The sequence below is a fragment of the Roseburia sp. MSJ-14 genome (genome assembly GCF_018918225.1).
In the GTDB taxonomy this organism is placed as follows: Bacteria; Bacillota; Clostridia; order Lachnospirales; family Lachnospiraceae; genus Petralouisia.
Map to the genome: position 1 here is coordinate 1 of NZ_JAHLQD010000055.1, position 3,239 is coordinate 3,239.

At 55.1% G+C, this 3,239-nt stretch carries 5 protein-coding genes; 1 reads left to right on the forward strand and 4 read right to left on the reverse strand.

What is annotated here, in order from left to right; all coding sequences use genetic code 11:
• The 4 genes from KQI83_RS15560 to KQI83_RS15575 form a co-directional block, all read right to left on the reverse strand.
• On the reverse strand, positions 1 to 376 hold a 376-nt coding region (locus tag KQI83_RS15560; protein ID WP_253295677.1), incomplete at its 3' end, for a Mur ligase domain-containing protein.
• A gap of 56 nt (positions 377 to 432) precedes the next feature.
• Positions 433 to 1,485, reverse strand: coding sequence for a D-alanine--D-alanine ligase family protein (locus tag KQI83_RS15565; protein WP_216559939.1), 1,053 nt, complete (start codon positions 1,483 to 1,485; stop codon positions 433 to 435).
• A 39-nt stretch (positions 1,486 to 1,524) separates the two neighbouring features.
• On the reverse strand, positions 1,525 to 1,941 hold the full coding sequence (locus KQI83_RS15570) for a secondary thiamine-phosphate synthase enzyme YjbQ (protein WP_216559942.1): 417 nt from the start codon (positions 1,939 to 1,941) through the stop codon (positions 1,525 to 1,527).
• 39 nt (positions 1,942 to 1,980) lie between these two features.
• Positions 1,981 to 2,322, reverse strand: a complete 342-nt coding sequence (locus KQI83_RS15575) for a phenylpyruvate tautomerase MIF-related protein (protein WP_216559944.1) — start codon at positions 2,320 to 2,322, stop codon at positions 1,981 to 1,983.
• Between the two features lie 299 nt (positions 2,323 to 2,621).
• On the opposite strand from KQI83_RS15575, the gene KQI83_RS15580 reads away from it, so the two are divergent.
• Positions 2,622 to 3,239, forward strand: a 618-nt coding sequence (locus KQI83_RS15580) for a class II fructose-bisphosphate aldolase (protein WP_216559946.1), incomplete at its 3' end; no start/stop codon positions are given.

A 3,239-nucleotide genomic window follows, 5' to 3' on the forward strand; every position in this document is an offset into this window, starting at 1 on the left:
AGATGTGTATAAGAGACAGGATCAGCTCTTTGGTCGAGGTCTTGCCGACGCTGCCGGTGATCCCGATGAACGGGATGGTGAACAGCGAGCGGTAGTATTCGGCGATCCCTTTCAGGGCGACAAGGGTCGACTCCACCTGTATGTAGGGCGTGTCGATCTGCGGCGCGTCCTCACACAGTGCGCATACCGCGCCCTGCTCTGCGGTCATCGGGATAAAGCGGTGACCGTCGACGCGCTCGCCCTTGATCGCCGCAAACAGCGAGCCGTCGGCCGCCTTGCGGCTGTCGGTGACGATGGATGTGATCTTGATATTCGGATCGCCGTGCAGCACGCCGCCGCATGCATTCGCGACCTCTTGTAGGGTGATGGGTTTCATGGTTGCCTCTTCTCTGTCATTCCACGTCGCTTTCGCTCATCGCAATGACACTGTGGTTACTTTTTGACTTTTTGCAGTGATAGCTCGATGATCTTTTCGCACAGCTCGGGATATTCGATCCCGTCCGCTCTTGCCTCCTGCGGGAGCAGCGACATCGGCGTCATGCCGGGCAGGGTGTTTGCCTCCAGACAATAGAAGTTATTGTCTTTGTCGAGCAAAAAGTCCACTCTGCCGTACGCCTTCAGACGCAGCACCTCATAGGCGTGCTCCGCCTCGCGCTGCATCTTCTTGGTGATATCGCGGTTCAGCTTTGCGGGACAGACCTCCTTGGTTGCGCCCTGCTGATATTTGTTTTTGTAATCATACCAGCCCTCTTTCGGGATGATCTCGATCACGGGCAGTGCTTTGCCGCCGAGGATGCCGACCGAGAACTCGCGTCCGCGGATGTATTCCTCTACCAGTACGTCGTCGTCATAGGTGAACGCCGCCGCCATCGCTGCAACCAGATCGTTGCGGTCGGTGACGATCTGCACGCCGACCGACGAGCCTGCCGAGCAGGGCTTGACGACGCAGGGATAGGTATCCCATTCGTCCAGATAACTGCTGCCGGTAAAGTCGCGCTTGAACAGACGGCTCTTCGGGGTAGGCACGTTGGAGTTGAGAAAAATACCCTTGGTGACGCCCTTGTGCATGGCGATCGCCGCGCCGAGCATATCCGAGCCGGTGTATTTGATACCGTTCAGCGCCAGCGCCGCCTGAACGGTGCCGTCCTCGCCCTCGCCGCCGTGCAGCCCTAAAAAGGTGATGTCCGCCGCGCGGCAGATATCCAGTACATGATCGCCGAAATAAACGTCAGACTGATTTTTGCGGCGTTTTTTGACCTCGGCGATATCGGGCGCCTCGGTGCTGATCGCAGCGTCGCCCGTAAAATCATAGTTTTCTTCAAATAATCTGTCGATGCTGTCAAGCGGCTCCTCATAGCCCATGTAGGGGTCGATACAGACGACCTGATGCCCCTTGGTGCGTAACGCCGCGGCGACCCTTGCGCCGGACAGGATCGATACATCGCGCTCGGAGGAGATTCCTCCGGCAAGTACAACGATTCTCATATGATTTCCTCCCTTGTTCTTCACTGCGACAAAGTCGCTCTATTCTCCGATGATCTTGATCAATGCGTGCTTGCGGCGCTTGCCGTCCAGCTCGTAGTAGAAGATCTGCTCCCATGTGCCGAAGTCCAGCTGACCGTCGGTGATCGCACAGACGACCTCGCGTCCCATGACGGTACGCTTCAGGTGCGCGTCGGCGTTATCCTCAAAGCCGTTGTGGTTGTATTGCGAGTACGGCTTTTCGGGCGCGAGCTTCTCGAGCCACTTCTCATAATCCTGATGCAGCCCCGGCTCGTCGTCGTTGATGAATACCGACGCGGTGATGTTCATCGCGTTGACGAGGACAAGCCCCTCTTTGATCCCGCTGTCACGGATCGCAGCCTCGACGTCGCGGGTGATGTTGATGATCTTTCTGCGCTGCGGCACATTGAACCACAGCTCCTTGCGATAGCTTTTCATAGTGTTCCTTTCTTTGCCTTCCCGATGAGGGGGAGGCATTTAAAACATAAAGCTGTTATATCCCCAGTTTTCCGTTTCCTCAAATTTGACGTACACATGATCGCCGTCGATCCCCATATACTCCTCTGCGATACCGCAGAGGCGTTCGGTCAGCTTTTCATAGGCTGCGCGGGGCGCGGAGTGCAGCAGCGATACGTCAAAGAACGCGATCGGCTTGTCATTCTCGCCGCCGAAGTAAAGCCGGCGGTTATCCTCGATCTCGACCATCAGGTAGCGTTCGGATTTGCCCAGCAGGGTGATCGCCTCGCCGAGCGCGGCTTTCAGCTCATATTCCTTATCGGGGGTCACGGTGGTTGAAAACTTAGCGTTGATAAAAGGCATGATGATTCTCTCCTCGGTATTGTCATAGTAAGGCTCAATAAGAGCCGCGGCAATCCCGCATAAGGGACTGCTGTATATTTGCGGCATTTTCAACAGGGGATCCTCGCGTCGGAATGATCCGCAGCCGCCAGCCGCATACATATTCATTATAATACAGATATACGCGATACGCAAGAAAAATAATCTCGACAAAAGCAACTTTATTTTCTCTTTGGATATTGCACGCAAAGATCATAGATGGTATAATAGCCTTGAATGGATATAATGTCATTTGAAAATATCTTTTAGGAGGAATTATTATGCCATTAGTTAACGCGAAAGAAATGCTCACAAAGGCGAAGGCAGGCCACTATGCGGTCGGTCAGTTCAACATCAATAACCTTGAGTGGACAAAGGCGATCCTGCTGACCGCGGAGGAGCTCAAGTCTCCCGTTATCCTCGGCGTATCCGAGGGCGCCGGCAAGTATATGTGCGGCTACAAGACCGTTGTCGGTATGGTCAACGGTATGCTCGAAGAGCTGAGCATCACCGTTCCGGTCGCGCTGCATCTGGATCACGGCTCTTATGAGGGCGCTAAGAAGTGCATCGAGGCGGGCTTCTCGTCCATCATGTTCGACGGCTCTCATTATCCGATCGAAGAGAACATCGCCAAGACCAAGGAGCTCGTAGGCGTATGCAACGATCTGGGTCTGTCCATCGAGGCAGAGGTCGGTTCCATCGGCGGCGAGGAAGACGGCGTAGTCGGCATGGGCGAATGTGCCGATCCCGAAGAGTGCAAGATGGTCGCAGACCTCGGCGTTACAATGCTGGCTGCCGGCATCGGCAACATCCACGGCGTGTATCCCGACAACTGGGCCGGTCTGAGCTTTGAGACACTCGACGCTATCCAGCAGAAGACCTGTCTCTTATACACATCT

Bases quoted from the DNA above. Each gene is read 5' to 3' on its own strand.
- KQI83_RS15565 (WP_216559939.1), bottom strand. From the start codon at position 1,485: ATGAGAATCGTTGTACTTGCCGGAGGAATCTCCTCCGAGCGCGATGTA.
- KQI83_RS15575 (WP_216559944.1), bottom strand. From the start codon at position 2,322: ATGCCTTTTATCAACGCTAAGTTTTCAACCACCGTGACCCCCGATAAG.
- KQI83_RS15570 (WP_216559942.1), bottom strand. From the start codon at position 1,941: ATGAAAAGCTATCGCAAGGAGCTGTGGTTCAATGTGCCGCAGCGCAGA.